This is a genomic window from Streptomyces vastus (assembly GCF_039532825.1).
Lineage (GTDB): Bacteria > Actinomycetota > Actinomycetes > Streptomycetales > Streptomycetaceae > Streptomyces > Streptomyces vastus.
The window spans coordinates 72,691-97,569 of record NZ_BAAASJ010000032.1; the positions used below are offsets into that span (position 1 = coordinate 72,691).

Genomic DNA, 24,879 nt, shown 5'->3' on the forward strand with positions numbered 1-24,879 from the left:
ACGCCCCAGAATGAGGGCATCGTGCCTTCCCATCAACCCGGCTGCCGTCGGGAGCGGCTTGCCCGGTTCCAGGACACCTTCCCGCCCGTGGAGAACCCGGTCGTGCGCACCCACCCGGAGACCGGGCGGCGGCTGCTCTTCGTCAACGACTACGCCCCGCACCGCCCTTACGGCACGCGGGTCAGGGCTTGCGTGCCGCCGGGCCGGCTTCCTCCCCCGCACCGACTTCTGCGGCGTAGGAGAGGAAGTCGTCGACCATGCGGTGGAAGAGCGTGGCGAGCTGCTGGAGTTCCTGGGGTGACCAGTCGGACAGGGCCATCTGCATACCGCGGGCGCTCATGTCGCGGATGCGGTCGACGGCTTCCTGGCCGGCCTTGGTGATCTGGATGCGCTGGGCGCGGCGGTCGTCGGGGTCGGGTACGCGGGTGACGTAGCCGCCCTTCACCAGCTGCTGCACCTGTCGGGTCACATGGGAGGCCTCGACGGCCAGCCGGTTCGCCAGCTCGCCGGGGCGCATCGGCTCGGAGTCGTCGATCTGCCGCAGAAGTGCCACGGCGGCGCGGTCCAGCGGCACTCCCACCAGCGCCATGAGCCGGTCGTGCTGACGCGTTCGGCCCATGAGATAGGCGATGCGCGTGAGCGCCCGCTCGATCTCGATCACTTCCGTGGAGGCGGGGGTGGTGGCCGGCGTTGGTGTGGACATAGGGATCACTTTACCAGCTTCTTGCCTAACTCAACTAAATCCGCCCGTCCCCGGCCGGCCACCCGCACCCCGGTACGCCCCTCATGGCGCACGCCTCGCAGGTGATGCCGTTGGGCACCTTCACCTCGTCGGAGACCAGGGTGTACTCGCCCTTGGGGCTCCGGCGCCACACCCTGCCCGGCGTCAGGTCCGCGATGTACATCGAGCCGTCCGCCCCGAAGGCCAGGTCGTCCGGCGCCTGGACCGGACCGTCCAGCGGCACCACCACGTCGATGTCCCCCGAGGCGGGGTCCACGGCGCTGATCTGCCCGGCGATGAACTGCGCGACGTACAGCCGCCCGTCGGGCCCGAAGGTCACGCCGTTCGAACCCCACAGCCGGTTCGGCCGGTTGAGCCGTCTCATGTCCCACCGGCTGCTCGTGGCGGACCGGCGGCCGGTGTCGTCGTAACGGCTGGGCTCCATGCTCGCTCCCCCCTGTCATTCAGGCCTGACTCATTCGGCTTCGGCATCGGCTGCGGTTTCGGCATCGGCATCGGCATCGACGAGGACATCGTGCAGGCCGCCGCCCTCGCGCCAGCGCCGGAGCAGTTCGTGGAACGCGACCGGCCCCTCGCCGTACGACTCGCTGCGCTTCCTGGGCCTGCCCTCGTTGTTGTAGTAGCCGGGTGTGCACTCGGCCTGGAAGGCGTGCAGGTCGGCCGCCTTCTCCCGGATCGTGGCCACCCAGGCGGCCTCCGCCCCGGCACTCGGCTCGATGTACCGGGCCCGCCGCTTGCGGGCCTCGCCGACGACCGCGGCCACATGGGTGGCCTGCTCGTCCAGGACGTGTACGAAATTGACGGCGCTGGCGTTCTGCAGCGGGCCGAGCTGGAAGAGGTTGGGAAAACCGTGGCTGTAGAAGCCGTGCAGCGTCTTCGGGCCCTCCTGCATCCAGGTCTCCAGCAGGCTGACACCGCCGCGGCCGTGCACCGGGACGAGTCCGGACAGGATCCCCGAGACGCCGACCTGGAAACCGGTCGCGAAGATGATGCAGTCGACCTCGTACTCGTTCCCGCCGACCACGACCGCGTCCTCGGTGATGCGCTCGACGCCCCCGTGATCGGCCGTGTCCACGAGGGTCACGTTGGGCCGGTTGAACGTGTCGAGGTAGTAGTCGCTGAAGGTGGGCCGCTTGCACATATAGCGGTACCAGGGCTTGAGCAGCTCGGCCGTGGCCGGGTCCTCCACGATCGCGTCAACGCGGGCGCGGATCTCGTTCATCTTCTGGAAGTCGGCGAGCTCGTACAGCCGTTCCCGCTCCTCGGGAGACACGTCCGAGTAGCTGTTGCTCGGGATGAGCTTCTGCTGCAGCCGCGCGGTGGAGGTCCAGCCGTCGTTCACCAGGTCCTCGTCGGCCCGGCCACCGGTGACGAGCGCGAGGAAGTTCTCCCTGCGGCGCTTCTGCCAGCCGGGAGTGAGCGACTTCGCCCACTGCGGATCCGTGGGGCGCTGGCCGCGTACGTCCACGGAGGACGGGGTGCGCTGGAACAGGTACAGGTGCTGGGCGTCGCGTCCCAGATGCGGAACGATCTGGATCGCGGTCGCGCCGGTGCCGATCACCGCCACATGCTTGCCGGCCAGCTTGTGCAGGTTCCCGTTGGCGTCGCCGCCGGTGTACGCGTAGTCCCAGCGGCTGGTGTGGAAGGCGTGCCCCCGGTACGTCTCGATGCCGGGGATGCCCGGCAGTTTGGCCTGGCTGAGCGTCCCGCTGGACACGACCACGTATCTCGCCCGCATACGGTCGCCGCGGTCGGTGGCGACGATCCACTCCAACTCGTCCTCGTCCCACCGCAGTTCGGTCACCTGGGTCTGGAAGCAGGCGTCGTCGTAGAGGTCGAAGTGCTTCCCGATGGCCTGTGCGTGCTGCCGGATCTCCTCTCCTGGCGCGTACTTCCACTTCGGGACGTAGCCGAGCTCTTCGAGCAGCGGCATGTAGACGTACGACTCGATGTCGCAGTGGATTCCGGGATACCGGTTCCAGTACCAGGTGCCGCCGAAGTCCCCGGCCTGCTCGATGACCCGGATCTCCCGCACGCCCGCCTGGCGCAGTCGCGCACCGGCCAGAAGACCGCCGAACCCGCCGCCGACGACCAGCGCCTCGACCCGGTCGTGCAGCGGCTCCCGCGGCACGAACTTGGTGTACGGATCGTCTGCGTACGAGGCGAACTCGCCGACGAGACGCTGGTACTGCCGGTTGCCGTCGGGGCGGATCCGGCGGTCGCGCTCGGCGCGGTACTTCTCGCGCAGGGCGTCCGGGTCGAAACCCAGCTCCTCCGGGGTCAGTTCCTCCGAGGTCAAGGGTGTGACGGCGGACGGATTGTGGGGGTTGGACATCCGTGTCCTCTCTGCTGTCCGTGGTGTTCGCGCTGTCCGTAATGTGGGGGGGGCGATCTGCGCCCGGTGCGCGTTGACGTGCGGAAAGCCGGGCTCACAGTCGTCGTTGCTGACGCGTGGGTCGGTCATCAGGGCCCGCTGGTCGGCATACCGGGTCACCAGCCAGGGGGTGCCGCCGTTCCAGATCCGGACCTTGCAGATCCCTTTCTCCGCCCGCAAGGGCTCCACGGCGGGCGGCGGGGCGAGGCGGGAACTCCGCGGCCCGGTGCATCGGATACTCGGGAAGCGGCCCGCTCGCGTGCGCGGGACAGCCGGTCACGGTGTCGGCCATGTCTCTCCTCGGTGGTGGGGCTCCGAAGGGATCGGATCGGAGACCGGCGACGCGCTGGCCGAAGGCCTCGATGAGCACATGGAAGCGGACCGGACTGACGCCTTCCGGACAGTTACCTGACAGAACGCTGATGAGATCCAGATCACCCATCAAGGCCGCAGCGCGGGCACCCGGGTCACAGCGGCACAGACATACCACCCGGAGTACGGGAAGGGAACAAACGGTCCGGACACCGCCGTACGCGGCTACCGAGAGAGGGCCGAGCGAAGCGAGATGGGGGCCCCGGCCGGAGGCTGGGGGAGCGTACTGCGCGCGGCGGAGCAGAACCTGGGCGGACGGTATCCGGATCTGCCGATCACAGCCGAGCAGTTCGCCGGTACGGCCGTCGAGGTGCTGTTCACGCAGGCGGAGCGGGCCGACATGCTGGTGCTGGGTTCCAGCGGTCACGGCACCGTCGCCGGCTTCCTGCTCGGCTCCGTCGGCCAGCAGGTGCTCGCTCACGCGGCGGGCCCAGTGGTGATGGTGCGGGCGGACAGGAACGCCGCCGCCGAGGCCCCCGGTGGTGAGGAAGTCGTGGTCGGAATCCAGGAGTTGGGCGATCCGGCCCATGAGCCGCTGCAGTTCGCCTTCGAGGCGGAAGGTCCCATCCCTTCTCTTACGAGCCTGCCGCCCGCGAACGCCTCACACCCTGGGCCGAACGTCCCGTGTCACGGCCAGTCGGCCCAGGCGGCCGTTCGGGACCCCTCCCGCCGGCCCCTCAATAGACTCGCCGTCTGCTCTCGGACGGGACGCGAAAGGGATGGATACACCATGGCGAGGCTGACCACGGCAGGACGTACGGGACGACTGGCGGGCAGTGCCCTGCTGGCGACGCTCGCCCTGCTGACCGTGGCGGGCTGCGGCGGTTCCGGCGATGGCTCCGGGGATGCCGCGGCAGGCGCGGGCACTGCCGAGTCGCCGGACTCCCGTGCCGACGGCGCCCCGAAGAGCCCGTCAGCCTCCACCGCCGGCCCGGCCCCGTCACCGTCCCCGAAGGTGACGGCGGCGGACGGAACCGACACCGGCGCCTGCACCGACGGCAACTGCGAGATCGCGGTGTCCAAGCCGGTGACGATCCACTTCAAGATCCCCGCCGGTCCCGCCAAGCTGTCCGTGACCAAGGTCGGCAAGAACGAGGTCGGCTACAAGGTCACCCAGGGCACCAGCACCAACGGCAGCTCGGCCGGCGGCACGGCGAGCGGCGAGGGCAGCGGCTGCACCACGTTCTTCTACGCCAACGGCAGCGGTACCCAGTGCGGAGGGGCCGGGGAACCGCCCGCCGAGGAGGCCGGCACGGTCGCGCTGCAACTGGTGCCGGGCCCGGACGGCACAGCGATCCTCCGCCTCGTCTCAGCCTGACCCCGCCGCGACGAAGGGGGCCGACGGAAACGATCTCGTCGCCGCCGGCGCGGCAGACTATTTCGTAATGGGATCCATTTTCATGTAGCGTCTGGGGTGCTCGCTCACCAAGGAGGACCCCATGGCCGTTCCCAAGCGGAAGATGTCCCGCAGCAACACCCGTCACCGCCGTGCCCAGTGGAAGGCCAGCACCCCGCAGCTCGTGCCGGTCACGATCGACGGGACCGTCCACCAGGTGCCGCAGCGGCTGGTGAAGGCGTACGAGCGCGGTCTGCTGCACCCCGAGGGCTGAGCGCGATGGCGGACGACCGGCTGCCCGTGACCGTGCTGTCCGGATTTCTCGGCGCGCGCAAGACCACCCTGCTCAACCATGTCCTCGGCAACCGTGAGGGGCTGCGCGTCGCGGTCATCGTCAACGACATGAGCGAGATCAACATCGACGCCGCCCTCGTACGCGGCGGCGAGGCCGCCCTCTCGCGCACCGAGGAACGCCTGGTCGAGATGACCAACGGCTGCATCTGCTGCACGCTGCGCGACGATCTGCTGGAGGAGGTCGACCGGCTGGCCCGCGAAGGCCGCTTCGACTATCTCCTCATCGAATCCAGCGGCATCTCCGAGCCGATGCCGGTCGCTGCCACCTTCGCCTTCGCCCGCGACGATGGAGCCGTACTCGGTGATCTCGCCCGGCTCGACACCATGGTCACGGTCGTTGACGCCGCGAACTTCCTGCCCGAGCTGACGGACGGCGACGAGCTCGCCGAGCGGGGCCTCGACCAGTACGAGGACGACGAGCGCACCGTCAGCGATCTGCTGATGGACCAGATCGAGTTCGCCGACGTCATCGTGCTGAACAAGCTCGATCTGGTCGACGACGAGAGCGCGGCCCGTCTCCGGGCGACCCTCACCCGCCTCAACCCGGTGGCGAGGATCGTTCCCGTCGCCCATGGCCGGGTGAATGCCGGCGAGGTACTCGGCACCGGGCTGTTCGACCTCGATCGCGCCCAGCAGGCACCGGGCTGGGTCATGGAGCTCAACGGCGACCACGTCCCGGAGACCGAGGAGTACGGCATCTCCTCCACAGTCTTCCGCTCCCAAGTGCCGTTCCACCCGGGGCGGTTGTGGACCTTCGTCACCGAGGAACTCGACAGCGGGCGCTTCGGGCAGGTCCTGCGCTCCAAGGGCTTCTTCTGGCTGGCGAGCCGGCCCCAGGTGACGGGCCTGTGGTCGCAGGCCGGTTCCGTCGCCCGCTTCGAGCCCTCCGGTGCCCGCGGGGCGGACGGTCCCTCCGGCCAGGAGCTGGTGTTCATCGGCACCGGGCTGCGCGCCGAGTCGCTGCGGGCGGCGCTGGCCGACTGCCTGATGAGGGACGGCGAGAGCACGCCGCTCATCGATCCGTTCCCCGCCTGGGACACGTACGGCAGCGACGATGCCTGCGAGCACGAGCTCTCCGAACCTATGGCAGGAGTCTGAATACTCCGGGTCGGGCGGTGGCTGGTCACAGCGCTGCCAGATCACGTCTCCGCGTGCAACCTTGTTGCAACGGGGCAGTTGGTTGGCTGAGTCACCGTCCAGCACCGGCAAGCGCTGAGGAGTGATGCACGGTGAACTCACCCGCCCCGCGCGTGGAACTGACGTCCGCCGCTGCCGAGCTGCTGCGTCGTCTCCGCGCCGTTCACGGTCCGCTGATGTTTCATCAGTCCGGTGGCTGTTGCGACGGCAGTGCGCCCATGTGTTATCCGGAGGGCGAGTTCCGGACCGGTGACTCCGATGTGCTGCTGGCCTCACTGACCGTCGAGGGCGTGGACGAGCCGGTGTCGTTCTGGATGTCGAAGAGCCAGTACGAGGTGTGGAGTCACACCCGGCTCATCGTCGACGTGGTGGAGGGGCGGGGCAGTGGCTTCTCGTTGGAGGCACCCGAAGGGGTGCGTTTCCTGATCCGTTCGCGTCTCGTCGGTACGTAGCATCGGCGCGGCAACCATCCTGTGGTGAACTCCCCTGTGTCCTGGGCTCGTTGAGGAGACGGCGGAGACATCGGGGGCGGTATGGGACGCGGACGGTTCAGAACCGTGCTGACGGTTCTCGCGGTATGGAGTGTGCTGGCCGGTGCCTCCCTGGTGGGGGCGGCACCGGCCGGCGGTGCACAGGGCGCCGTCCAGATCGCGCCGGGCGTGAACTACACGGATTTCGACATTCCGGCCGCCAAGGGGATGGCGCACGCGCATGTGATCGATGTCGATCTCCGCAATCCCCGGGTGAGTGTCGACCTCATGCACCCCGGCGCGGTGGCGGCCCGCGCCCCCGTCTCCCAACTGGCCGATGCGCGCGGCGCTGTCGCGGGCGTCAACGGCGACTTCTTCAACATCACCGAGGTCCAGCATCCGGGGGTTGAGGCGACGGGCGCGTCCGTCGGCCCGGCGATCGCGAGCGGGCGCTCCCTCAAGGCGGCGGTTCCGGACGGTCAGCGATTCGGTCCCGCCCTGCCGCCCGCTACGAACACGAAGGACGTGCTGGGCGTGGGCACCGACCGCCGGGCCCGCCTCGACAGCCTGGCCCTCGACGGTTCGGTCCGTACGAGTGAGACACGGCTGCCGCTCGGCGGGCTCAACCAGTACGCGCTGCCGGTCGGTACCGTCGGCGCGTTCACCTCGCACTGGGGCTCCGTCTCCCGGGTGCGGGCCACCTGCGGCACGGACACCGACCGCGCCGCGCCCTGCAGCGCCGACACCTATGAGGTGAACGTCAAGGACGGCCGCATCGTGTCCTCGGCCGACACGCCCGGCAGCGGCCCCATCGCGTACGGCACCACCGTCCTGGTCGGCCGCGACGCGGGCGCCCAGGAGTTGCGGAAGCTGTCGCTGGGCGAGCGGGTCAAAGTACGGCACCGCCTCGTCGCGGCCGCGTCCAGGATTCCGTACCGGTTCGTGGTGGGCGGCTACCCGGTCCTGAGAGGTGGTCAGCCGCTCGCCGGTCTGGACAACGCGACCTCGGCGGTGCGGACCGCGGCGGGCATCTCGGACGGCGGCAAACGGCTGACGCTGCTCGCGCTGGACGGGGCACCCGAGTTCCGTACCGGTCTCACGATCGCAGAAGTGGCCGCCGTCATGCGGCAGTTGGGCTCCGCCGACGCCTTCAGCCTCGACGGCGGCGGATCCACGACGCTGGTCGCACGGGAGCCCGGCGCGGCTGCGGTGAGCGTACGCAACCATCCCAGCGCCGGAGCCGAACGCCCGGTGCCGAACGGGATCGGCGTGTTCTCCCGACCGTAGGCGGAGTCGAGCCCTGCCGGGGCCTCAAGGCCTCAGGCTGCCGACGATGTCCGCTGTCGCCGAGATGCCCTCGTGAATGGTCGGCGCCATGCTCGTGCTCGCGAGATAGAAACCGAGCAGGATGCACACCAATGCGTGCGGGATCTTCAGCGCCCCAGTGCGCATGAAGATCACCGCCAGCACCACGAGCAGCAGCACCACAGAGATGGAAACGGCCATCGTCAACCTCCTCCGCCACGCCCACATCGCGGCTTTCGGCCGCAAGTGTGACGTAGCGGGGGGTTCGTCCGGGCGGCTGACATGTCCGCCGATCGTGTGTTGACTGCTTGTGCAAGCGCTGGGCTACGCCCGCTCGTTGGCGTCCAGGAACTTCTCCAGCCCCGCGAGATCATCGGTGTTGACGTAGTCGACGTCGGCGGCGAGGAGTTCGCCCCAGAGTGCGTCACGGGCCGGGCCCGCCAGGTCGGGCGTGGCCCAGAAGCGGACCTTCTGACGGCGCGAGTGGGCCGCTGCGATGATGCTCCGCAGCTTCTGGCGCTCCGCTTCCGGGAACGGACCAATACCCCGCCAGGTGAAGTTGAGTGTCCAGTTGTCGCTGATCAGCGGGATGAAGGAGGCGGGCGCCGGGCTGCCGAGGTCGGCGAGACGGCCGTCGTAGAAGGCGCGCCGTACGGTCTGGGCCTCCATCGGTATACGGGCCGCACGGTCGCCGGAGATCACGGCGGTGACCGGGCCGGGGAAGACCCGCCCATGCGCGTACGCCGTGAACAGGTGCTTGTAGCGGCGCAGATGGCGGTCGAGTTCGAGGTACGTCGAGGAGCCCTCGGTCTTGAGGTCGATCAGGAGCTGGATCGGCTTGCGGTAACGCCGGTACACCGAACCGTGGTTGGCCTTCACACGGCGGGCGAGCGGGTCGAGGTACAGGGACTCGAGGGTGCGGGCCGGGTCGAGGTCGACCGCGTCGTGGGCCACCAGGAGCTGGTCGCCGACGAGGAAGATGTCGGCCTCGAGGCTGCCGAATCGGTGGTCCAGAGCGTCGAAGAGGGGCCTGGGGTGCAGGTAGTCGTTGTGCGCGTGGGCACGCCACAGCGGGCGCGGGCCGTGTTTCCGCTCGCTCGCCTGGGCGTACGCGGGTACGGCGACCGAGCCCGCGAGTGCGGCGGCGAAGGTGGTGAGCGCTCTGCGACGGGTGGTGAGGGCCATGCTCTGCCTCCCTGGGAGTGCCGTATGGGACCTCAGCGAGTATGGGGTCCCTCGAGTGCCAAGGAGCAGTGTCTTGCGGGGAGTTGGCTGGACTGCCGCTGTGCGTTCACTTCGGTGGAGCATCGGGCGCGGCAACGCCCATCGGTACGGCCCTCTGGGGCGGGGTCTGGTACGCCTCGCGTCTCCGGGCCCGGACCGGGCAGTTGTCCGGTCCGGGCCCGGAGACGCGAGCACGAGCGGCTTACTTCAGCGCTCCTGCCATGACGCCGCTGACGAACTGCCGCTGGAAGGCGAAGAAGACCACCAGCGGGATGATCATGGAGAGGAAGGCCCCGGAGGACAGGACGTCGATATTGGTGCCGAACTGGCGGGTCTGCTGTTGCAGGGCCACGGTGAGCGGGGCCGAATCCGCGTCGGCGAAGATGAGCGCGACGAGCATGTCGTTCCAGACCCACAGGAACTGGAAGATGCCGAGTGAGGCTATCGCCGGCCCGCCGAGCGGAACCACCACCCGGACGAAGAGCCACAACTCACCCGCCCCGTCGAGACGGGCGGCCTCCAGCAGTTCGCGCGGGATGCCCGCGAAGAAGTTCCGGAGCAGGAAGATCGCGAACGGCAGGCCGAAAGCAACGTGGAAGAGGACGACGCCGACGATGCTGCCGAAGATCCCGAGATCACCGAACAGGCTGGTGATGGGCACCAGCGCAACCTGCAGGGGCACCACGAGCAGGCCGACGATGAGCAGGAACACCCAGTCCCGGCCTGGGAATTCGACCCAGGCGAAGACGTACCCGGCGAGTGAGCCGACAATCACCACCAGCAGCGTGGCGGGGACAGTGATCAGCAGACTGTTCAGGAACGAATGCGTGATCGTCGGGTCGTCCAGCAGGCTGGTGTAGTTGTGCAGGGTCAGCTGCGCGGGCTTGGTGAGCACGGTCCACCAGCCGGACGACCCGATGTCCAGTGGCCCGCGCAGCGAGGAGAGCAGCAGGCCGACGGTGGGCAGCAGCCAGAACATGGCCACCACCAGCAGGACCAGACGTGTGGATCCGCCGACGAGCCGACGCGCCGCGCGGGCGGCAGGTCCCGGACCCGGGCGGCCGGAGGCAGCGGGGACGGTGGCGTCGGTCTGGCCGGCCTGGGCGGTCTGAAGGGTTGTCATCGTGACCTCTCCTTTCGGAACCGCTTGATGTTGAGGAACATGGCCGGCGCCACCAGTGCGAGCAGAAGCACGGCGAGCGCGCTGCCGGTGCCCTGGTCGTTGCCGCCGCCGAAGGAGGACAGATAGAGCTGCAGGGCAAGTACGTTGGCGTCCTGCTGGCTGGCGCCGGGCGCGATGACGTACACCAGGTCGAAGATCTTCAGCACATTGATCACCAGCGTGACCAGGACGACGCCCAGCACCGGCGCCAGGAGCGGCACCGTGATGCGACGGAAGACCTGCCACTCCCTCGCGCCGTCGACGCGTGCGGCCTCCAGCAGTTCCCGGGGAATCCCGGCCAGCCCGGCGGCGATGAGGACCATCGCGAAGCCCGTCCACATCCAGACGTAGGCACCGATGACCGACCAGGTGACCAGGGTCGGGCCGAGCCAGTTGACACCCGCGTACTGCTCGGTGAAGTTCGTGGTGGGCAGGCGTAGTTGAACCGGTGAGGCGCCGAGCCGGGTCGCGGGCAGGGCGAAGGTGCCGTCCTTGGAGGCGGTCGCCGTGGCGATGACGTCCCCGTCACGCACAGCCTCGACCCGGACGCCGGACAGTGCCTTCTCCCCCTTGTCGATCTTCCCGGGTGTGCCGCCGCCCGGCTGGAAGTCCAGCCAGACCGTGCCGCACAACGCGCCCTGTGGGCAGGAACTCGGCGACGCGGCCTGCGTCGCGTCGGTCAGTGTGCTGGGCTGCACACCGACCAGTGGCAGTGTGGCCGGACCGCCGTCGGCGCTGACGGGCCCGCTGGTGTAGGGGCCGCCGACCGGCCCGGCCAGAGTGCCGCTGCCGGGGCCCGCCACACGGGGATGGGCCCCGGGGTACGCCGATGCCTTGAAGAAGGTGTCGTGGACGCCGGTCACCACCGCGTTGGCCACGCCCTTGCCGGGGTCCTGGTCGTAGACCAGCCGGAAGATGATGCCGGCGGCCAGCATGGAGATGGCCATCGGCATGAAGACGACCAGCTTGAATGCCGTGCCCCAGCGGATCCGATCGGTGAGCACGGCGAAGATCAGGCCCAGCCCGGTGGCCGCGACTGGTGCGACCACGACCCAGATCGCATTGTTCTTGATGGCGACGAGGGTCTGGTGGTCGGTGAAGACGTCGGTGTAGTTGGAGAGCCCGACGAAGTGCGTGAATCCGTCGGGGCCGAAGAGACTGCGTACCACCGACCACACGATCGGATACACCACGAGTGCGCCGAGCAGGACCAGCGCGGGCAGCAGGAAGAAGACCGCGATCCAGCTACGGCCTCGGAGCGTCCTCCTCCTGCGGCGGGCGGGTGCCCCCGCCGCCGCGGGGGCGGCGGGGGACGGAGGGGAAAGGGTCTGTGACATGGCGGCTGCCTCAGCCGGCCTTGGCGAACGCCTTCGCGGCGTCCGCTTCGAGCTGCTTCTGCGCGCCCGCGACGTCGGAGGGCTTGGCGAGGAAGTCCTGCAGGTCCTTCCACTCCCCCTGCCCCTTGGTTCCGCCGAACGCGGCCGGTGCCTGATCGGACATGTCGAACCGGATGTTGTCGCCGGCCTTGATCAGGTTCTTCGCGATGCCCCGTACGGTGTCGTCGCGGTAGTCGGAGAAGGCGACCGCCTTGTTCGGAGAGAGGAAACCGCCCTGCTGTACAGCGATTTCCGCCGCCTCCGGGGAAACGAGGAAGCGCATCAGCGCCTGCGCTCCTTCGCCGTCCTTGAGCGCGACCGCGACGTCGCCGCTGCTCACCACTGGTGCCTTGCCGCCGTCCACGGACGGGAAGGGGAAGACCTTGGCGTCGGTGCCGACCTTGGCCGTGGTCTCCTGGGTGATGTTGGTCGCGATGAACTCGCCCTCGTAGACCAGCGCGGCCTTGGGCGGGTCGGAGAAGACCTGGCCGACCGAGGTGGGGAAGTCGGTCTGCAGCGCGCCGCGCGTGCCTCCGGCCATCAGATCGGGCCTGCCGAAGATCTGACCCAGCGTGGTCAGCGCCTTGGTCACCGATGGATCTGTCCACTTGATCTGATGCTTCGTCAACTTGTCGTACATGGCCGGGCCGGCCTGGCTGAGGTAGATGTTCTCGAACCAGTCGGTCACGAGCCAGCCCTCGGCGCCGCCTATGGAGAACGGCGGGGTGCCGGAGTCGGAGAGTGTCTGACCGTCCTTGAGCAGTTGCTCCCAGGTGGTGGGGGTGGTGCTCAGTCCGGCCTGCTCCCAGATCGCCGTGTTGTACCAGAACAAGGACTTGTTGGTGACCTTGAAGAACACGCCGTACTGCTTGTCCTCGTACGTACTCAGGTCGCGCCAGGCCTTGCTGTAGTTCTGGTCCAGCTCCTCGGTCACGGCGGGCTGGAGCGGCTTGAGCCAGCCCTCCTTGGCGAACTGCTGCAGCACGCCGGGCTGGGGCAGCAGGGCCACGTCCGGCGGAGAGCCGCCCTGGATCTTGCTGCCGACGAAGGTCGACACGTTGTCGCCGGTGGGCACGAAGGTGGTGCTTGCCCCCGTCAACTCATCGAAGCGGGCCAGTACCTTGAGGAAGTTCTTCTGCTCGGCGCCTGTCCAGACGCCGGCCACCTGCAGCTTCTGCCCGTCGAGCTTGGGCAGGTCCAACGTGGAGGCGTCGCCCGCACCGGTGGTCGCGGGGGCGCTGGAGGCGTCCTTGTCCGAGGAACCGCACCCGGCGGCCCCGATCACCAGGACGGCGACGGCCGTCAGTACTGCCGCTCTGCCATTCATTGGGTCACTCCTTTGTGAAAGAACGTACGGAACGTGTTGCGACGGACAACGGGTCAGTCGGTGAAGCCGTCGGCCACCCACCAGGCGGCAGTGCTGCCAGGGAGGGTGCCGGGCGGGCAGGGGCCGCTCGCGAGCAGCGGTGTGCCGTGGACCGGGGCGGGACAGGGGACGTCGCCGAAATTGACGGCGCACACCAGCCCGTCACCGCGGACGAAGGCCAGGACCTGCGGCGGGGAATCCAGCCAGCGCAGCGTCCCGTTGCCGAGCGACGGCAGGCTCTGGCGCAACCGCAGCGCGTCGCGGTACAGGTGCCAGAAGGAATCGGGATCGGCCATGCCACGCTCGGTGGTGTGCTCCGCGAACCACTCGGGCTGCGGCAGCCACGGCTTGGCGACGCCTTCGCCCGAGGTGAAACCGAACGGGGACATGTGCCCCGACCACGGCAGCGGTACGCGGCAGCCGTCCCGGATGCCCACGCGGCTGCCGCTGCGATGGAAGATCGGGTCGGTGAGCACCTCGTCCGGCAGGTCGACGACCTCCGGCAGGCCCAGCTCCTCGCCCTGGTAGATGTATGCGGCGCCGGGCAGGGAGAGCATCAGCAGCGCGGCGGCGCGAGCGCGCGCGGAGGCCGCGTACCGGGTGACGGTGCGGACCTGATCGTGATTGTTGAGCACCCAGGTGACGGTCGACCCGGTGTCGGCTATGTCCCGCAGCGCGTCCTGGATGACCCGGCGGAAGGTGGCGGCGTCCCAAGGGGCCGTCAGCATGTGGAAGAAGAACGCCTGGTGGAGCTCGTCCGGGCGGACATAGGCGGCCTGCTCGGCCGGGGTGCGCACGGACACCTCTCCGACGAGCAGCCGGTCGATGCCGTCCCGAGCGGTGTATTCCTCGCAGATGGCGCGCCAGGTGCGCCAGACACCGTGGGTCTCGGGCTGGTTCCACGCCAGGGGGTTGACCGTGTCCCGGGCGCGCGCGTCGGCTGCCGGGTCCGGGGAGTCCGGCAATGCGGGATGCTTGAAGAGGCCGGTGGCCACGTCGATGCGGAACCCGTCGACGCCGCGGTCCAGCCAGAACCGCAGTACTTGCTCGAAGTAGCCGCCGACTTCGGGGTTGCGCCAGTTCAAGTCGGGCTGCTCCGGCCCGAACAGGTGCAGGTACCACTGGCCCGGCGTGCCGTCTGGCTCGGTCACCCGGGTCCAGGCGGGTCCGCCGAACATGGAGTGCCAGTTGTTGGGCGGCAGTTCGCCGCCCGCACCCCGGCCCTCGGCGAAGTGGAAGCGGGATCTGCCCGGACCGCCGTCCGGGCCTTCGGCCAGGGCCTGCAGGAACCACGGGTGGCGGCTGGAGCAGTGGTTGGGGACGATGTCGATGAGCACCTTGAACCCGAGTCGGTGCGCGTCGTCCACCAAGTGGCCGAACTCGTCCAGGTCTCCGTAGACCGGATCCACGTCGCAGTAGTCGGCGACGTCGTAGCCGTGGTCGTACTGCGGCGAGGGGTAGAACGGGTTGAGCCATATGCCGTCGACACCCAGTCGCTTGAGGTACGGCAGGCCCGCGCGGACACCGGCGAGGTCGCCGATGCCGTCCCCGGTGCTGTCGAGGAAGCTGCGGACGTACACCTCGTAGATGACGGCGGTGCGCCACCACTGCTGTCGTGCGGTGTGCTCTGGCCGCTCGGAGGGGCGCGGTTCGTTCTGTACCGAGCCGTCGTCGACGAACGCGTCGATCATCGGGAAACCGTCCTGGGCTGGGCGTGATGGGAACCGGCCGCCGAGCGGGGAGGGCGACGGCCGGCCGACTGGGCGCCGGATCCCGCGCCGCGGAAGGCGCGTTGGGAGGGGATGGGACGCAGATGAGATGCGGATGGGGAGGCCGGTTGGCAGGTGGGGCTGACGGCTGACGGCTGACGGCTGACGGCTGACGGCTGACGGCTGACGGCTGACGGCTGACGGCTGACGGCTGACGGCTGACGGCTGACGGGCGAGGATTCGTTCGGCTTCGTTCGCCGGGCAAAGCGGGGTCGCCGGGTGTGAGGCCACGATGAGGACCGACGCCCATTCGCCCGCGCGATGCCCGCCGGTGAGGCCGGAACGCCGTTCGCCGGCGCGACACCCGCCGATGCGGAGGAAGGGCGGTCCGCCGGTCACGCCGCTCGCCGACGAGTGCTGAGGGGCCGTCAGATCACGGATAACCGAGGCACTGCCGAAGCGACGGCGAGGGGCTGCGCCGTGGCGTTCAGCGCCGCCCCCATCGCGCCGGCGTACGGGCCGAGTGCGGCGGCCAGGAACGTCACCGGTCCGATCAGTCGCCGGCGGTCACGCAGTGCCAGTTCGACGGCCGGTCGCATCACGCCGAAGGCCGGCGCCACGCCACCGCCGACGACGACCGTCGAAAGACCGAGCTGGGTCAGCACGCTGCCCAGGACCGTACCTACTGCCGTGGCGGCGGTATCGAGGATCTCCCGGGCCGTGGTGTCGCCCGACTGGGCGGCCTGGACCAGGTCTTCGGGTGTCGCGGTCCGGTCCTGGTTCGCGGTTCCGCGCGAGGCGAGCACGCGGGACCAGGCGGCTGCCAGCGCCCGGCCGCCCGACACCGTCTCCAGGCAGCCGCGGGCTCCGCACGCACAGCGGCTTCCGCCGGGCGCGGCGGTCATATGCCCGATTTCGCCGATCCTGTCGCCGGGGCCGCGCAGGACGCTGCCGCCCAGGGCGATCGCACCGCCTATCCCGGTACCCATGGTCATGAACACCACGTCGGTGTGACCGCGCGCGGAGCCCAGAGCGAGTTCCGCCGAGGCGAGGGCGCGTGCGTCGTTCATCAGCAGGACGGGCTTCGCGGTCGCGCGTTCGAGCGTGTCCGCAAGCGGGTAACCCTGCCACTCGCCGTCGATGTTCGGAATGGTGGTGGTGGAGCGCAGGTCCGGGCTCAGATGGCCGGGGAGCGCCACGCCGATGGCCTCGGCGGTGCGCGCGCCCACGAGTTCGGCGATGGTGGCGGCGACCTGCGCCGGACCGGCGGCCGGCGTGGGCAGCGTGCCCCGCGCGACGACGACCGCGCCGGCACGGTGCACCCACTTGATGTTCGTGCCCCCGATGTCCACCCCAAGGGCGGACCCTTCGGGGCGAGGGCCGCCCCTGGTCGCGACCATGCGATCTCCTGATGGATCAGTATTGCCTGTATAGACTTAACGGGAAGCTAGGGCGCGTGAATCGTCCAGTCAATCAGTTGAGACGTAAAGAATCAGGAACGTTGACTGGTTGGATTGGGCCACGATCAGCGCTTTGGCAAGCCAGCGGCAGACGGTCGAACGGCCTGTCTAGCCTTTACGCAGAGACGGTCAGTCGGGTGCGAGCAGGGCGCCGTCGGCTGCGAGTTGCTCACGCAGTTCGACGATGTTCCCGTCGCGGGGCCGGCATCCGGCGGAGACCGCCAGGGCCGCCGCGGTCCCGGCGGCCTGCCCCATCGCCATGCACTGTCCGATGGAGCGGACGGAGGCATGGGCGTCGTGGGTGGCCGACAGGCACCTCCCCGCGACGAGCAGACCGTCGACGCCACGGGGAAGCAGGCATCGGTAGGGCACACCGTAAGTGCGGCCGGTGGGCGTCTGGTCACCGGAGCCGACGTACTGCCAGATCGTCCGCTGCCCGGCGGCGTGGTCCTCGATCGGAGCACCACAGCGCGCGATGGCGTCATCGAACTGACGCGCACTCAGGACGTCCTCCTTGCCCAGGACGTACTCGCCGATCAGACGGCGGCTCTCCCGCACGCCGATCCGCGGCGCGGACGCGATGAGGAAAGCCCGTTCGTACCCCGGCACCTGCTCGACGAGGAACCGGGTGTACTCGACGACCTGGCGACGCCCCTCCTGTTCGGCTCCGGAAAGCTGCCACGGGTCGGTCGGGTCGACGCCGCTGACGCGGGTCACGTTGGTGTGGACGACCCCAGGTTCGGTGGTCCGGTGGACAGAACCTTCGCGCCTGGGCAGCTCGTACGCTCCCGAGTCGGCGTGCAGAGCCATCAGGCGGTGCAGCTCCGCCGTCCCGGTCGCCTCGGCGTCGACACCGGCGAGCCGGAAGGTCTGGGTGAGCGGTTGCACGACGCGGTCCTCGGCGGGTCGCTCCAGCGCAGCCCCCGCGCGCCAGGCGATGTCGGCATCACCGCTGGCGTCGACGACGACTCCGGCCCGTACGAATCCGGGGCCGGCGACCGTTTCGACGACCACCCCGAGAACCTCCTGACCCTCCATCACCACCCGTGACGCAAGCGCGTGGAACAAAACCCGCACACCGGCCCTGCCGGTGAGTTCGTCCCAGACCAGCTTGAGTGTCTCGGGGTCGTAGGTGATGCCGGTGCCCGCGCCGTAGGTGTTGGGGCGTTCGAAGGCCGCCTTGCGATCGGTGAGCTCCTGGCACACTTCCCAGCCCACGCCGCCGACGACGCGCTCCCCCGTGCCGGGCGCGTAGAAGCCGTAGAAGGTGTCCAGGACGCTCGCCCCGGTGCCGCCCAGGTGAGCGGCGCTTTCCACGAGCAGGGTGGAGGCGCCGCGTCGGGCGGCCGCGACGGCTGCCGCGGAGCCCGCCGAGCCTCCGCCGACGACCACCACATCTCCGTCCCACAGCAGCGGATGGCGCTCGGCCTCCGCCTGGTTGACGCGTGTGCCGTTCACCTCAGGTGCCACCCTCCGTCTACGGGGACGACCGCGCCGGTCGTGCGGCTGGAAGAGTCCGACAGCAGCCACATGACGGTGTCGGCGATCTCTTCGGGGCTGCAGGCCCGCGCCCCGAGCGGCATCAGCCGCGGCAATCGGTCCTGGATCGCGGGATCGGTCATGGCACGGGCTGCCATCGGGGTGTCCACCAGGCCGGCCGCGACGATGTTGACGCGCACCCCCTTGGGGGCGCCGGTGAACGCGGCCGAGCGCACCAGGGGAACCAGGGCGCCCTTCGCGCTGGCGTAGGCCGCGGTGAGGAAGTCCTCATCGAGCGTGCTCGCCAGGGCGGAGCCGATCACGACGATCGACCCGCCCGAGCCGGACAGCCGCCGGATGCCGGCACGCAACAGGTAGAACACCGAGTCGAGATCGACCCGGTGCACTTCACGCCATGCCTCGTCGCCGCACTCGTCCACCGGCCCGTCGCCGAGACGCCGGCCGGACATGCCCACCGCGTGCACGATGCCGTCCAGACCGTCCAGGGCCTCGGCTGCTCGCGCCACGGCCGCGTCGGCACCCGCGGACACGGTGATGTCGTACGTGTCGCGGTCGGCCTCGAAGACTTCGGCACCGGCTGCCCGCGCCGCGTTGACGCACGCGGCACCGATCCCGCCGTGAGCGCCGGCCACCAGCAGCCGCTTCACGGTGCGCCGTCCGCGGTGCGCAGAGCGGCGGCGGAGCGGCGGGCGAATTCGAGATAGGCGCCCTCGAACAGCTCGTTGCTGCGGTCCGCGCCGACCAGGCGGGAACTGGTGATGACCGGCGGCATGGCGCCCCGCTCGGCGAGCAGTTCGGCGACCCGGACCTTGATCTCGTTCACCACGGCGATCGCGGTGAAGGTACTCACCGGGCCGACGGGAACGTCCAGGCCGTCGACGTGGCAGATTGCGTCGCCGACCGGCGATCCCAGGTCGATCACCACATCGGCGTGGTCGGCGAGCCGGGAGCCGCTCGGATGTCGCGGTTCGGCGGCGTTCGTCTCCTGCAGCGACGTGGCAGCGATGACCGGCAACCCTGCCTTCTTCGCGCCCATCGCCATCTCGATGGGGACGGCGTTGAGCCCGCTGACGCTGAAGATGAACATGCTGTCCGAAGGACGCAGCCGGAAATTGGCCAGGATCTGGTCGGCCAGTCCCTCGACGCGCTCGATGAACATCGCCTGCCGCTGTCCGTTGGCCCCCACCACCTGGGTGTGGAACGTCATCGAGAGCTCCACCAGCGGCTGGAAGCCGGGATAGGAGCCATAGCGGGGAAATATCTCCTCCACCGGCATGCGCGAATGACCGGTGCCGAAGGTGTAGACGACGCCGTCGGCGGCGATCGACCTGGCGGCGATCTGAGCCGCGGCCTCGACGGCGCCGGCCTGGGACTCGGCAATCTGCTCGACGATCCCGACTGCGGTACGGATCCACGATGACACGTGCAGATACCTCTCGGTACGAGGGCGGAGACACACGGAGACAGGGCGCTCCTGCGGAACGACCTCCGGCGACTCAATAAGTCTAGACAGGCAGTACGCCTCTGGACGCTAGAGCGGCGACCAGTAGAACGTCAAGCATCTGTACCGGCTGATCACTGGTTACAGCCGAGCGGTACTGGTGTGGACGCGCGCCGAGGTGACGGCCTATGCTGCGAGGGCATACCGGTATAGACAGCAGCGGCGCGCCTATCGCTATAGACAGCGGGGCCGACCGGTACAGACAAAGGGAGGAAAGCCGTGGCTCGGCGGCCCATGCCGCGACATGAAGCAGTCGAACGGCACATCCGCGGCCGGATCGCGGGGCTGAAGCCCGGGGATCAGATCGAGTCCGACGCGGAACTGTGCGACTTGTTCCAAGTCAGCCGGATGACCGTCCGGCAGGCGACCCAGCGTCTGGTCGCCGAGGGTGTGATCTACCGGATCTCCGGAGTCGGCACCTTCGTGGGGGAACCGCAGGTCCACCGCCAGATGGGCAAACTCCGCTCCTTCACCGAGGAAATGGCCCTGCGCGGCATGACCGTGTCATCGACCGTCCTGGCGAGTGAACTGCGCGTGGGCAGCCAGGAGGAGACCACCGCGCTCAGAATCGCTCCTCAGTCCAACGTCGTTCACGTACGGCGGCTGCGGCTGGCCGACGAGCAGCCGATGGCGATCGAGAACGTCGTGCTGCCACCGTCCTGTGCCTGGCTGTTGCGCGAGGACCTGGCCCATGGCTCGCTGCACCAGGCCCTCACCGAGCAGGGTTTCGCCCCCTCCCGGGCAACCGGAACGCAGATAGCGGCCATCGCCACCGAGGACGACGCCGCCCTTCTGGAACTGCCCGTCGGGGCGGCCATCTTCGTCGAGCGCCGACTGATCACGACCGGCGACGGCACACCCGTCGAACTCACCGAATCCCGCTATGCGGGTTCCCGTTTCGTCTTCCACATCGAACTGGCCTAGGGGCTTCCGAACTGGCCTGGCCGGTCGGTCCCGGCCACCGGTCATGACCGCCGGAACCAGTACCACGGCTCCAACTGTCGGTCGTGGCGCCCGGCTCCCCGGCCCGAGCAGGGGTGGGTCCCCGACACCGGTCGGAGGGCCGGCATCGTGAAGGAGAACAGCATGCCTGTCGTCGAGACAGTCCTGGGCCCTGTCGCCGCTGACGAACTCGGCGCGGTGGATGCCCACGAGCACGTCTTCCTGCGTACCCCGGTCAACCCGGGTGACGAGTTCCTCGACACCGGCAAGGCGGTGGCCGAGCTCCTGCGGGTGGCGGCGAGCGGCATCGGTACCGTCGTCGACCTGACCCCGGTCGGCCTCGGACGCCGCCCCGTCCAGCTCGCCGAGGTCTCCCGCACGAGCGCCGTCCATGTCGTGGCCGCGACCGGCTTCCACCGCAGCGCCCACTACCCGGCCGCTCACTGGGCCCGCCACGCCGACGACGCCACGCTTCTCGACGTACTCCTGGACGACCTCCGGAGCGGCATGGACAGCCACGACTGGGGCTTTCCGCGCCCCGTCCCCAGCCCTCACAAGGCGGGCGTCATCAAACTCGGGGCTTCCTACCACCGTATCGACCGCCACGAGGAACGCTGGTTCGCCGCGGGAGCGACGGCGGCCCGGCAGACCGGCGTGGCCGTGGCGGTCCACACCGAGGTCGGGACCGCCGCACACGCCGCCCTGGACCTCCTGGACAAGCACGGCCTGCCGGCCGGGCGGGTTCTGCTCGCCCACACCGACCGCAACCCCGATCCGGAACTCCACCTCGATCTGATCGCCCGCGGCGCCCACCTCGTCTACGACACGATCGGGCGGATCAAGTACCGGCCGGACTCCGTCGTCCTCGACCTGATCGAGCGCATGGCCGAGGCCGGCAAGCTGGGTCACGTCTGCCTGGGGACCGACGTCGGACGCAAGTCCTCACTCACCGCGTACGGCGGCGGGCCGGGAATGGACGTACTCGGCCGGGAGTTCGTCCCACGGCTGCGCCGGCGCCTGGGCGACGAGGCGGTCGAGACCGTTTTGCGGTACGCCCCTCAGGCACTCCTGGGCAAAGAGGCCCCCGCCGTGTGAGGGCAGCGCCGAGCCGCGGCCGCGCCGCCGGCCCCGCCCCAGGTGGGGCGGGCTTCTCACGGGTGTTGAGCAGGTGTACGTCAGGGTGCTGGGAGGTCGACCAGTTCGGCCAGCGCCTCCCGGTGGCGGCCCGCCGTTCCGTACGCGATCGAGGCGGCCTTGGCCCGCTTCAGGTAGAGGTGCACGGGGTGCTCCCACGTCATACCGATACCGGCGTGCAACTGCACTGCCTCCTCGGCGGCATGGACCGCGACGGGCGCCGCGTACGCCTGGGCGAGCGCGACCGCCACATCCGCGTCCGTACTGCCGGCGGCCAGCGCGTCGGCGGCATTGCGGGCCGCGGCACGCGTGTTGACGACCTCCAGCCACAGCTGGGCGAGCCGGTGCTTGAGGGCCTGGAAGCCGCCGACGGGCCGGTTGAACTGCTTGCGGTCCTTCAGGTAGCGGACTGTCTCGGTCAAGCACCAGTCGGCGAGGCCGAGTTGCTCGGAGGCGAGCAGTCCGGCTCCGGCCCGCAGGCCACGTCGTACGGCGGGTTCGGCATCCCCCAGCAGGCGGCCGGCCGCACCCTCCAGTAGCACCGTCGCCACCGGCCGGGTCAGGTCCAGGGACACCTGCGGGCTGACGGTCACGGCGGTGGCCTCCACCGCGTACAGGCCGCCGTCGTCCGCGGGCACCAGCAGGACGTCGGCGACGGCCGCGTCCGCGACGCCGGTCAACTCCCCGTGCAGGGCGCCGTTCTCATGTCGTACGAGCTGGTGGGCGGCGCCGGGAGCGACGTTCAGCGCGACGGCGAGGGCGCCGATCCGCCGCCCGGACGCCAGCTCGCCGAGGAGGTCGTCGGCCTCGCAGGCGAGCAGGGCCTCGGTGGCGACGACCGCGCTCGTCAGATAGGGCACGGGAGCGACCGCGCGGCCCAACTCCTCCAGTACCACGGCGACTTCGCGGTGCGTGGCGCCCTGGCCGCCGGACGACTCGGGGACGAGGAGGCCCGCAAGGCCCATGCCGTCGGCGAGGGCCTTCCACAGTTCGGGGTCGAACGGCGTGCCGGACTCCACGCGGACGAGCACGCCCGCCGCGTCGCAGTGGTCGGCGAGGAGATCGCGTACGGCCGCGCGCAGCGCCTCTTCCTCCTCCGAGTACAGCAGATCAGTCATCGCGCGAGGTCCTTCCAGGCGACGTCCTTGTCGGTGCGCGGCTCGGCGGGCAGGCCAAGGACGCGCTCGGCGACGATGTTCAGCAGGACCTCGCTGGTCCCGCCCTCGATGCTGTTGCCCTTGGATCGGAGGTAGCGGTAACCGGCCTCGCGCCCGGTGAAGTCGACGAGCTCGGGGCGCCGCATCGTCCAGTCGTCGTACAACAGGCCCTCCTCGCCGAGGAGTTCGACCTCCAGGCCGCTGATCTCCTGGTTGAGGCGGGCGAACGCGAGCTTCAGCCCGGAGCCCTCGGGGCCGGGCTGGCCCGCGACGAGCTGCTGGCGCAGCCGTTCACCGGTGAGACGGGCGACCTCGGCTTCCACCCACAGGGTGAGAAGCCGCTGGTGGAGATCGTGGGTGCGCAGTTCGGGGCGCTCGCGCCAGGTCTTCGAGACCGGGCCGATCATGCCGCCCTCGCGCGGGATGCGCATGCCGCCGATGGACACGCGCTCGTTCATCAGCGTCGTCTGCGCGACGCGCCAGCCGTCGCCGATCTCCCCGAGCCGGTGGCTGTCGGGGATGCGCACGTCGGTGAGGAACACCTCGTTGAACTCGGCCTCGCCGGTGATCTGGCGCAGCGGACGCACCTCGACACCGGGGTCGGTCATGTCACAGATGAAGTACGTGATCCCGCGGTGCTTGGGCACGTCCGCGTCGGTACGGGCGATGAGGATGGCCCAGCGCGCGACATGGGCGCTGGACGTCCACACCTTCTGCCCGTTGACGACCCAGCTGTCGCCCTCTCGTACGGCACGGGTGCCCAGCGCGGCCAGGTCGGAGCCGGCGCCCGGCTCGCTGAACAGCTGGCACCAGACCTCCTCGCCCACCCAAAGGGGCCTGAGGAAGCGGCGCTTCTGCTCCTCCGTACCGAAGCCGAGGATCGTCGGCGCCGCCATGCCGAGGCCGATGCCGATGCGCCGCGGGTCGTTGTCGGGGGCGCCCGCGGACTCCAACTCGGCGTCCACGACGGCCTGGAGAGAGCGCGGCGCGCCAAGTCCCCCGAGGCCCTCCGGGTAGTGCACCCAGGCGAGTCCGGCGTCGAAGCGGGCCTTGAGGAAGTCGAGGCGGTCGATGGTGGCAGACGAGGGGGGCGGGCCCGCAGGGCCCTCGGTTGAGGGCGGTGGTGAGAGACGGGCGGGAGGGTGGGCAGTCAGCAACTCCTGCGTCCGATCCCGCAGTTCGGCGGCGTCGGTCATGCCGCTCCTCCTTCAGAGAGACCGGGGACGACGGCGACGCGCCCGGTGGTGACCCCGTCGGCGACACGCTGCACGGCGGCAGCCGCACCGCCCAGCGCCACACGCTCGCTGACCAGCGGCTTGATCGCACCGCGGCCGGCCAGTTCGGTGAGCTGCTCGTGGCAGCGCAGGACCAGCTTCGGGTTCTTGGTGTTGTAGAGGCCCCAGTGCAGGCCCATGATCGAGTAGTTCTTCACCAGGGCGTGGTTCAGGGCCGGACTGGGAATGGACCCGCTCGCGAAGCCCACGACCACGATCCGCCCCTCGAAGGCGACGACCTTGGCGGACTGCGCGTACGCCTCACCGCCGACGGGGTCGTAGATCACGTCCGCGCCCCGGCCGCCGGTCGCCTCCTTCACAGCGCCGACGACGTCCTCGGCACGCCGGTCGATGACGACGTCGCACCCCAGCTCCCGCGCCACGTCCACCTTGTCGGACCCGCCCACGACACCGATGACCGTGGCGCCCGCGGCCTTGCCGAGCTGCACGGCCGCGCTGCCGACCCCTCCTGCGGCAGCGTGGACGAGCAGCGTCTCGCCGGCCTCCAGACCCGCCCTGCGGTGCAGACCGAACCATCCCGTCTGGTAGCCGATGTGCAGCGCCGCGGCCTCGGCGTCGTCGAGCGCCTCGGGGGCGGGCAGTACGGCCGCGGCGTCCGTGATCGCGTACTCGGCGAAGCCGCCGTACGGCAGCGCGGGATTGCCGATGACCCGCCGCCCGTCCTCGGTCTCGCCGCAGAGTTCCACGCCGGGCGTGAACGGCAGCGGCGGCCTGATCTGGTACTGCCCGCGGCACAGCAGGGCGTCCGGGAAGTTGATGTTCGCGGCACGCACCTTGAGCAGGACCTGGCCCTCGCCGGGCACCGGCCGCTCCACCTCGTCTAGCCGCATCACCTCGCTCGGCTCGCCGTTCTGGTGCACTTGCCATGCCTGCATGCGGGGCCTCCACGGGACACGAGACTGCGTCGTCTGACCGGGGTCGGTTTGCATACTAAGCGGTCGCTTGCTGATCAGGCTACCGTTA

The 24,879-nt window shown here is 69.8% G+C and carries 22 protein-coding genes and 2 pseudogenes; 8 read left to right on the plus strand and 16 right to left on the minus strand.

Annotation, left to right across the window (positions count from 1 at the left end; translation table 11 throughout):
• Positions 1-51: 51 nt before the first annotated feature.
• A pseudogene (locus ABD357_RS15460) lies at positions 52-147 on the plus strand (taurine dioxygenase); the annotation flags it as partial.
• Between the two features lie 34 nt (positions 148-181).
• Here ABD357_RS15460 and ABD357_RS15465 read toward each other — a convergent pair.
• From ABD357_RS15465 to ABD357_RS15475, 3 genes and pseudogenes are all read right to left on the minus strand, one after another.
• On the minus strand, positions 182-703 hold the full coding sequence (locus ABD357_RS15465; protein WP_344390608.1) for a MarR family winged helix-turn-helix transcriptional regulator: 522 nt from the start codon (positions 701-703) through the stop codon (positions 182-184).
• Positions 704-800: 97 nt separating this feature from the next.
• A pseudogene (locus tag ABD357_RS15470) lies at positions 801-1,166 on the minus strand (SMP-30/gluconolactonase/LRE family protein); the annotation flags it as partial.
• Between the two features lie 30 nt (positions 1,167-1,196).
• Positions 1,197-3,077 (minus strand): flavin-containing monooxygenase, encoded by a 1,881-nt coding sequence (locus tag ABD357_RS15475; protein WP_344390611.1) that lies wholly within the window; start codon positions 3,075-3,077, stop codon positions 1,197-1,199.
• Positions 3,078-3,681: 604 nt separating this feature from the next.
• Here ABD357_RS15475 and ABD357_RS15480 point away from each other — a divergent pair.
• The 5 genes from ABD357_RS15480 to ABD357_RS15500 all read left to right on the plus strand — a co-directional run bounded on the left by ABD357_RS15480 (position 3,682) and on the right by ABD357_RS15500 (position 8,072).
• Entirely contained in the window at positions 3,682-4,806 is a 1,125-nt protein-coding gene (locus tag ABD357_RS15480) for a universal stress protein (protein WP_344390612.1), read from the plus strand.
• A gap of 121 nt (positions 4,807-4,927) precedes the next feature.
• The gene (gene rpmF / locus ABD357_RS15485) at positions 4,928-5,098 is read left to right on the plus strand and encodes a 50S ribosomal protein L32 (RefSeq protein WP_033325039.1); all 171 of its coding nucleotides are present in this window, start codon (positions 4,928-4,930) and stop codon (positions 5,096-5,098) included.
• Between the two features lie 5 nt (positions 5,099-5,103).
• Positions 5,104-6,276 (plus strand): GTP-binding protein, encoded by a 1,173-nt coding sequence (locus ABD357_RS15490; RefSeq protein WP_344390614.1) that lies wholly within the window; start codon positions 5,104-5,106, stop codon positions 6,274-6,276.
• 131 nt (positions 6,277-6,407) lie between these two features.
• Positions 6,408-6,767 (plus strand): DUF779 domain-containing protein, encoded by a 360-nt coding sequence (locus tag ABD357_RS15495; RefSeq protein ID WP_344390616.1) that lies wholly within the window; start codon positions 6,408-6,410, stop codon positions 6,765-6,767.
• An 81-nt stretch (positions 6,768-6,848) separates the two neighbouring features.
• A complete protein-coding gene (locus ABD357_RS15500) occupies positions 6,849-8,072 on the plus strand; it encodes a phosphodiester glycosidase family protein (RefSeq protein ID WP_344390617.1) in 1,224 nt (407 codons plus the stop codon).
• Between the two features lie 24 nt (positions 8,073-8,096).
• Here the strand turns inward: ABD357_RS15500 and ABD357_RS15505 are convergent, their stop codons facing one another.
• The 10 genes from ABD357_RS15505 to ABD357_RS15550 form a co-directional block, all read right to left on the minus strand.
• A complete protein-coding gene (locus ABD357_RS15505; RefSeq protein ID WP_344390618.1) occupies positions 8,097-8,291 on the minus strand; it encodes a hypothetical protein in 195 nt (64 codons plus the stop codon).
• 123 nt (positions 8,292-8,414) lie between these two features.
• Positions 8,415-9,275 (minus strand): phosphatidylinositol-specific phospholipase C/glycerophosphodiester phosphodiesterase family protein, encoded by an 861-nt coding sequence (locus ABD357_RS15510; RefSeq protein ID WP_344390619.1) that lies wholly within the window; start codon positions 9,273-9,275, stop codon positions 8,415-8,417.
• Between the two features lie 241 nt (positions 9,276-9,516).
• Positions 9,517-10,437, minus strand: coding sequence for a carbohydrate ABC transporter permease (locus ABD357_RS15515; RefSeq protein ID WP_344390621.1), 921 nt, complete (start codon positions 10,435-10,437; stop codon positions 9,517-9,519).
• Positions 10,434-11,813 (minus strand): carbohydrate ABC transporter permease, encoded by a 1,380-nt coding sequence (locus ABD357_RS15520; protein WP_344390622.1) that lies wholly within the window; start codon positions 11,811-11,813, stop codon positions 10,434-10,436. The genes ABD357_RS15515 and ABD357_RS15520 overlap by 4 nt, the downstream gene beginning before the upstream one ends.
• 10 nt (positions 11,814-11,823) lie before the next feature.
• Positions 11,824-13,179, minus strand: a complete 1,356-nt coding sequence (locus ABD357_RS15525) for an ABC transporter substrate-binding protein (protein WP_344390624.1) — start codon at positions 13,177-13,179, stop codon at positions 11,824-11,826.
• 53 nt (positions 13,180-13,232) lie between these two features.
• A complete protein-coding gene (locus ABD357_RS15530; protein ID WP_344390625.1) occupies positions 13,233-14,909 on the minus strand; it encodes a glycoside hydrolase family 13 protein in 1,677 nt (558 codons plus the stop codon).
• 446 nt (positions 14,910-15,355) lie between these two features.
• Positions 15,356-16,327, minus strand: a complete 972-nt coding sequence (locus ABD357_RS15535; protein WP_344390627.1) for an ROK family protein — start codon at positions 16,325-16,327, stop codon at positions 15,356-15,358.
• A gap of 189 nt (positions 16,328-16,516) precedes the next feature.
• The gene (locus tag ABD357_RS15540; RefSeq protein ID WP_344390628.1) at positions 16,517-17,845 is read right to left on the minus strand and encodes an FAD-dependent oxidoreductase; all 1,329 of its coding nucleotides are present in this window, start codon (positions 17,843-17,845) and stop codon (positions 16,517-16,519) included.
• A complete protein-coding gene (locus ABD357_RS15545; RefSeq protein WP_344390631.1) occupies positions 17,842-18,534 on the minus strand; it encodes an SDR family oxidoreductase in 693 nt (230 codons plus the stop codon). The genes ABD357_RS15540 and ABD357_RS15545 overlap by 4 nt, the downstream gene beginning before the upstream one ends.
• On the minus strand, positions 18,531-19,310 hold the full coding sequence (locus tag ABD357_RS15550; protein ID WP_344390632.1) for a sugar isomerase domain-containing protein: 780 nt from the start codon (positions 19,308-19,310) through the stop codon (positions 18,531-18,533). Before ABD357_RS15550 ends, ABD357_RS15545 begins: the two co-directional genes overlap by 4 nt.
• Positions 19,311-19,607: 297 nt before the next feature.
• On the opposite strand from ABD357_RS15550, the gene ABD357_RS15555 reads away from it, so the two are divergent.
• Positions 19,608-20,312: a GntR family transcriptional regulator gene (locus ABD357_RS15555; protein WP_344390634.1), complete on the plus strand. Its 705-nt coding sequence runs from the start codon at positions 19,608-19,610 to the stop codon at positions 20,310-20,312.
• 162 nt (positions 20,313-20,474) lie between these two features.
• Entirely contained in the window at positions 20,475-21,425 is a 951-nt protein-coding gene (locus tag ABD357_RS15560; protein WP_344390635.1) for a phosphotriesterase family protein, read from the plus strand.
• 80 nt (positions 21,426-21,505) lie between these two features.
• Here the strand turns inward: ABD357_RS15560 and ABD357_RS15565 are convergent, their stop codons facing one another.
• Genes ABD357_RS15565 through ABD357_RS15575 form a run of 3 tightly spaced genes read right to left on the minus strand, consistent with a single transcriptional unit; the run spans position 21,506 to position 24,791 of the window.
• A complete protein-coding gene (locus ABD357_RS15565; RefSeq protein ID WP_344390636.1) occupies positions 21,506-22,582 on the minus strand; it encodes an acyl-CoA dehydrogenase family protein in 1,077 nt (358 codons plus the stop codon).
• A complete protein-coding gene (locus ABD357_RS15570; RefSeq protein WP_344390638.1) occupies positions 22,579-23,817 on the minus strand; it encodes an acyl-CoA dehydrogenase family protein in 1,239 nt (412 codons plus the stop codon). The genes ABD357_RS15565 and ABD357_RS15570 overlap by 4 nt, the downstream gene beginning before the upstream one ends.
• A complete protein-coding gene (locus ABD357_RS15575) occupies positions 23,814-24,791 on the minus strand; it encodes an NADPH:quinone oxidoreductase family protein (RefSeq protein WP_344390639.1) in 978 nt (325 codons plus the stop codon). The genes ABD357_RS15570 and ABD357_RS15575 overlap by 4 nt, the downstream gene beginning before the upstream one ends.
• Positions 24,792-24,879 lie beyond the last annotated feature (88 nt).

Coding starts and splice junctions, on each gene's coding strand:
- ABD357_RS15535 (WP_344390627.1), bottom strand. CDS start 16,327: ATGGTCGCGACCAGGGGCGGCCCTCGCCCCGAAGGGTCCGCCCTTGGG.
- ABD357_RS15560 (WP_344390635.1), top strand. CDS start 20,475: ATGCCTGTCGTCGAGACAGTCCTGGGCCCTGTCGCCGCTGACGAACTC.
- ABD357_RS15515 (WP_344390621.1), bottom strand. CDS start 10,437: ATGACAACCCTTCAGACCGCCCAGGCCGGCCAGACCGACGCCACCGTC.
- ABD357_RS15490 (WP_344390614.1), top strand. CDS start 5,104: ATGGCGGACGACCGGCTGCCCGTGACCGTGCTGTCCGGATTTCTCGGC.
- ABD357_RS15505 (WP_344390618.1), bottom strand. CDS start 8,291: ATGGCCGTTTCCATCTCTGTGGTGCTGCTGCTCGTGGTGCTGGCGGTG.
- ABD357_RS15570 (WP_344390638.1), bottom strand. CDS start 23,817: ATGACCGACGCCGCCGAACTGCGGGATCGGACGCAGGAGTTGCTGACT.
- rpmF (WP_033325039.1), top strand. CDS start 4,928: ATGGCCGTTCCCAAGCGGAAGATGTCCCGCAGCAACACCCGTCACCGC.
- ABD357_RS15530 (WP_344390625.1), bottom strand. CDS start 14,909: ATGATCGACGCGTTCGTCGACGACGGCTCGGTACAGAACGAACCGCGC.
- ABD357_RS15480 (WP_344390612.1), top strand. CDS start 3,682: ATGGGGGCCCCGGCCGGAGGCTGGGGGAGCGTACTGCGCGCGGCGGAG.
- ABD357_RS15475 (WP_344390611.1), bottom strand. CDS start 3,077: ATGTCCAACCCCCACAATCCGTCCGCCGTCACACCCTTGACCTCGGAG.
- ABD357_RS15565 (WP_344390636.1), bottom strand. CDS start 22,582: ATGACTGATCTGCTGTACTCGGAGGAGGAAGAGGCGCTGCGCGCGGCC.
- ABD357_RS15520 (WP_344390622.1), bottom strand. CDS start 11,813: ATGTCACAGACCCTTTCCCCTCCGTCCCCCGCCGCCCCCGCGGCGGCG.
- ABD357_RS15465 (WP_344390608.1), bottom strand. CDS start 703: ATGTCCACACCAACGCCGGCCACCACCCCCGCCTCCACGGAAGTGATC.
- ABD357_RS15525 (WP_344390624.1), bottom strand. CDS start 13,179: ATGAATGGCAGAGCGGCAGTACTGACGGCCGTCGCCGTCCTGGTGATC.
- ABD357_RS15510 (WP_344390619.1), bottom strand. CDS start 9,275: ATGGCCCTCACCACCCGTCGCAGAGCGCTCACCACCTTCGCCGCCGCA.
- ABD357_RS15575 (WP_344390639.1), bottom strand. CDS start 24,791: ATGCAGGCATGGCAAGTGCACCAGAACGGCGAGCCGAGCGAGGTGATG.
- ABD357_RS15500 (WP_344390617.1), top strand. CDS start 6,849: ATGGGACGCGGACGGTTCAGAACCGTGCTGACGGTTCTCGCGGTATGG.